This is a genomic window from Microcystis sp. LE19-10.1B (genome assembly GCF_027530565.1).
Taxonomy (GTDB): Bacteria; Cyanobacteriota; Cyanobacteriia; order Cyanobacteriales; family Microcystaceae; genus Microcystis; species Microcystis aeruginosa.
Genome location: NZ_JAPZQM010000462.1, coordinates 1 through 3,104, shown reverse-complemented (window position 1 = coordinate 3,104; position 3,104 = coordinate 1). Strand labels below are relative to the sequence as shown.

The window sequence follows — 3,104 nt, the reverse complement described above, 5'->3', positions numbered from 1 at the left end:
GCTCTCGATGGGAAGAAGCATATCCTTAGTTAAAGCAGATTTTCTTCCTCAGTGCAACCTAAGTCGATGCTTTCTCACGAGTGCGGGTTCATTTTCTAGGTTGACTTCGGCTTCCTTACCAGCATTTATTGAGATGTTGCCTGCTAAGGTTTCCTCGTCGTCTTGATAGGAAGTTTCTTCTGCTTGAAAAATTTGTTGTTCTAGTATTTCTAATAATTGTTGTTTTTGCGTTAAGTCAAGGGATTTAATCGCTTCGGTTAGAGATTCAAAAGTGATTTGAAGATTGATAGTGGTACTCATGAAATTTCTCCTATTTGGATAAAAAGTTAAATTTTGAGAATTGCTTTAATTTTCATGGTTGGTATAGGTGATCAAGGGTTTCTAATCTTCTTCTAATGTAGCCTGAATTTTTGCTAATCGTTAGTTAATAGAACTTATCCAAGAAACGGGAACCGCTATCACGTCAATGGTTTCGTTATTGTCAAACATTTCTAGGAGATAACCTGCTTCTGATTGTTGTTCATTAGGAGGTAAATATTCAATAATTGTTCCCTGATCACCTTTTTAAAAAATAGTGTCGGGGACATCTCTACATAATTTGACTTGTTGAAAAAGTTGGACGGGTTGCATTATTCATACTCCTTAATTTTATCGTAGTAAAGAGTAACAAAATTAGCTTTTTGATTATTTTTATCGATCTGCCAAATACTAATTCACTTTTTCATGCGGTTCTATATAAACTCTATGTGATTATACATTTCTTCGGGTTCAAGAATTTCCCAGATTAAGAGTAGTCCTCGAATTATTTGACCAATAGATTTACTTTGTTGGGGACAGTAAGCAATTCCTGCATGAGTTATAGATGATTGATTGATTCTTAAAAAATCAGTATCTTGAGTAAAAATCACGCGACCATTGGATAAAGCAAATTGCAATTGTACTTCATCAGATACCCCCAATAAATTTTCTTCTGGAGTGGTAGTAACATCAAGGCCTCGCTGGCGCAATCCAAGAGCAATGCTATAGCTTACATTTTCATCAAGGTGAAATTTAATTTTATTGCCCATTCATTTTTTTTAGTTTTTCTTGGACTAGAGAAGGTGTTTTAGCTTGCATTTCCTTGGCAAAGGTATCATCATCTGTGATTTGTTGTCTAATTTCTTCAAGGTGATCGTGATAGTAAGAAAGGGCCGCGTAAACATCAGCTAAAGTAATGCTGGGATAATGATAAACAATTTCATCGGGTGACATTCCCAGGCGTTCGTGCCAAATAACGACATCTTGGACTTTGATGCGATGACCTGCGATGCGCGGTTTACCGCCACAAGTTTCTGGGGTAATTTCAATGTGATTGATTAAAGTTGTTGTCATTGATAATAACGAATTTGTCCGATTATAGGGTCACAAGGAATCTGCGCCCAAATGTTATATATATTATATCACGTCAAGGTTTATAGAATAATTTTATTATGACAACTCTTATAAACTTGAAGCTAATTGAGGCGCGACAATAGTTTCGAGGGAAAAAGCATTCAGATCCGTTAAGCTTCTGGCCTGTTCCAAGGTGATTGCACAAATATTCCCCTGCTGATCAAGATCGACCAAGGTATTTTGTATTTTGTATTTTGTATTTTCATTGATTTCTTGAGTCTCGACAATAGGATTGTTATTGAACTCTAGGTATAGAGTATCCGTATCCTGAAAGTAGGTGATTTTCATGGCTGACTTGGGTTATCAAGAGTTTCTAATCTTCTTCTAATAGTGATTCATTTGGCGGCGATTGCGGTTTTGAGAATTGTCCATCATATTTGAAAGTTAAGCGACAGCGAAGCCTGTATATTGACGTATTTTAGGTTCATGGAATCCCAAAACAATATCTTCTTTAGCAATGCCTGCGCTTAGTAATTCTTTGGTGATACCGTCTTCGGTGTTGTCACATTGTACCCAAATTTTCTCGTTAATAATTTCTAAATGAATCAGACAATCATGATAACGCTGATTCTGTTGCCAACCTTCTGAAATGACGAGATATTGATCATTCTGAGGATCAAAAGCTAGACGATTTTGAATGTCCGCATTGTTATAAATAATTTGGCTATAGGGGACAAGAATCTGATGAATAATTTTGCGGTAATGGTTTAGTTTATCCATTGGGTGATTACCTCATTGTCAGGGTTAAAGATAATTAGTTTTAGTGTTTTTTCTTCAAGGAGTATTTGACCAATTTCTTGATGAAATAAGCTGTTGAAAGTTTTTTCCCGAATAGCAAGATAAAGAGTTCTATCTAAAAGTTGGCGAAAGTTTTATCTTAGACTGAGACTAATTCAGGTTCACTGATCAGCCGTAGAAGTTTTGAGTGATCAACGGTTTCCATCGCAAAGGTTTGGCCGTTTTGATCGGTAAAATCAATCAGAAAAGCTTGCTGATTAAAAGACATTAAAACAGTTCCCATTTGTCCGCGACGCAGAAGGATGGGCTGATGGGTCGTTTTGTGGATTGCTGTGATGTCTTCGGTTAAAGCAACTAGATCATAGTCTTGGATATTGTTCATAATCAGTTAGTCAAGAGGATAAACATTGGACAATTTCTAACAGTTGATCTTCCGCGTGGATAGGATTCATTAGCGACGGCTAACCATCCTTCGATCGCATCTTTTAAGTTATGGGTGACTTCTTCTAGGCTATCGCCTTCCGTGATGCAACCTGGAAGGGCCGGAACTTCCGCCCAATAACCGCCTTCTTCGGCTGGATGAATAATCGCTTTAATTTTCATGGTTGGTATAGGTGATCAAGGGTTTCTAATCTTCTTCTAATGTAACCTGAATTTGCCCTAACAGTTCCTCACACTCTTTAACCAAGGTAATCCCCAATTCTTGGCATAATTCAAGCGCTTGTTGGCAGTAGTTGAGAGCGCAATCGCAGTGATTCATTTTGTGGGCTATTTCGACAAAGGCTTTTCAATGATTCGGCTCTTCGTTACCCTTTATGCTAAATCAACATACAAGATGCCAAGATAACATACTTCTAACCCAAAAATTCCGAAAGTTTCTAAAGCCATAGCCTCTCCGTTTTATTAGTTTAAGTTTATTGTTGATTCCCTCCACC

Annotated in this window: 8 protein-coding genes and 1 pseudogene; all 9 read right to left on the bottom strand. The window is 37.2% G+C overall.

The window, feature by feature from the left end; all coding sequences use genetic code 11:
• Window positions 1-48: 48 nt before the first annotated feature.
• Window positions 49-300: a hypothetical protein gene (locus O9332_RS16840; protein ID WP_288026529.1), complete on the bottom strand. Its 252-nt coding sequence runs from the start codon at window positions 298-300 to the stop codon at window positions 49-51.
• A 431-nt stretch (window positions 301-731) separates the two neighbouring features.
• The gene (locus tag O9332_RS16835; RefSeq protein WP_002762152.1) at window positions 732-1,067 is read right to left on the bottom strand and encodes a DUF5615 family PIN-like protein; all 336 of its coding nucleotides are present in this window, start codon (window positions 1,065-1,067) and stop codon (window positions 732-734) included.
• Window positions 1,057-1,371, bottom strand: a complete 315-nt coding sequence (locus O9332_RS16830; RefSeq protein WP_002753976.1) for a DUF433 domain-containing protein — start codon at window positions 1,369-1,371, stop codon at window positions 1,057-1,059. The genes O9332_RS16835 and O9332_RS16830 overlap by 11 nt, the downstream gene beginning before the upstream one ends.
• Before the next feature lie 108 nt (window positions 1,372-1,479).
• Complete coding sequence (locus O9332_RS16825; protein WP_002762150.1) at window positions 1,480-1,719, bottom strand: DUF2283 domain-containing protein; 240 nt, start codon at window positions 1,717-1,719, stop codon at window positions 1,480-1,482.
• A 96-nt stretch (window positions 1,720-1,815) separates the two neighbouring features.
• Entirely contained in the window at window positions 1,816-2,151 is a 336-nt protein-coding gene (locus O9332_RS16820; RefSeq protein ID WP_002762148.1) for a XisI protein, read from the bottom strand.
• Window positions 2,139-2,276 (bottom strand): annotated as a pseudogene (locus O9332_RS16815) (element excision factor XisH family protein); the annotation flags it as partial. The gene O9332_RS16820 and the pseudogene O9332_RS16815, both read right to left, overlap by 13 nt.
• 32 nt (window positions 2,277-2,308) lie before the next feature.
• Window positions 2,309-2,551 carry a DUF4926 domain-containing protein gene (locus O9332_RS16810; RefSeq protein WP_002762146.1) on the bottom strand — a complete coding sequence of 81 codons (243 nt, stop codon included), beginning with the start codon at window positions 2,549-2,551 and terminating at the stop codon, window positions 2,309-2,311.
• A 2-nt stretch (window positions 2,552-2,553) separates the two neighbouring features.
• Window positions 2,554-2,772 (bottom strand): type II toxin-antitoxin system HicB family antitoxin, encoded by a 219-nt coding sequence (locus tag O9332_RS16805; protein ID WP_002762144.1) that lies wholly within the window; start codon window positions 2,770-2,772, stop codon window positions 2,554-2,556.
• Window positions 2,773-2,992: 220 nt separating this feature from the next.
• Window positions 2,993-3,104, bottom strand: a 112-nt coding sequence (locus O9332_RS16800; protein ID WP_071784045.1) for a transposase, incomplete at its 5' end; no start/stop codon positions are given.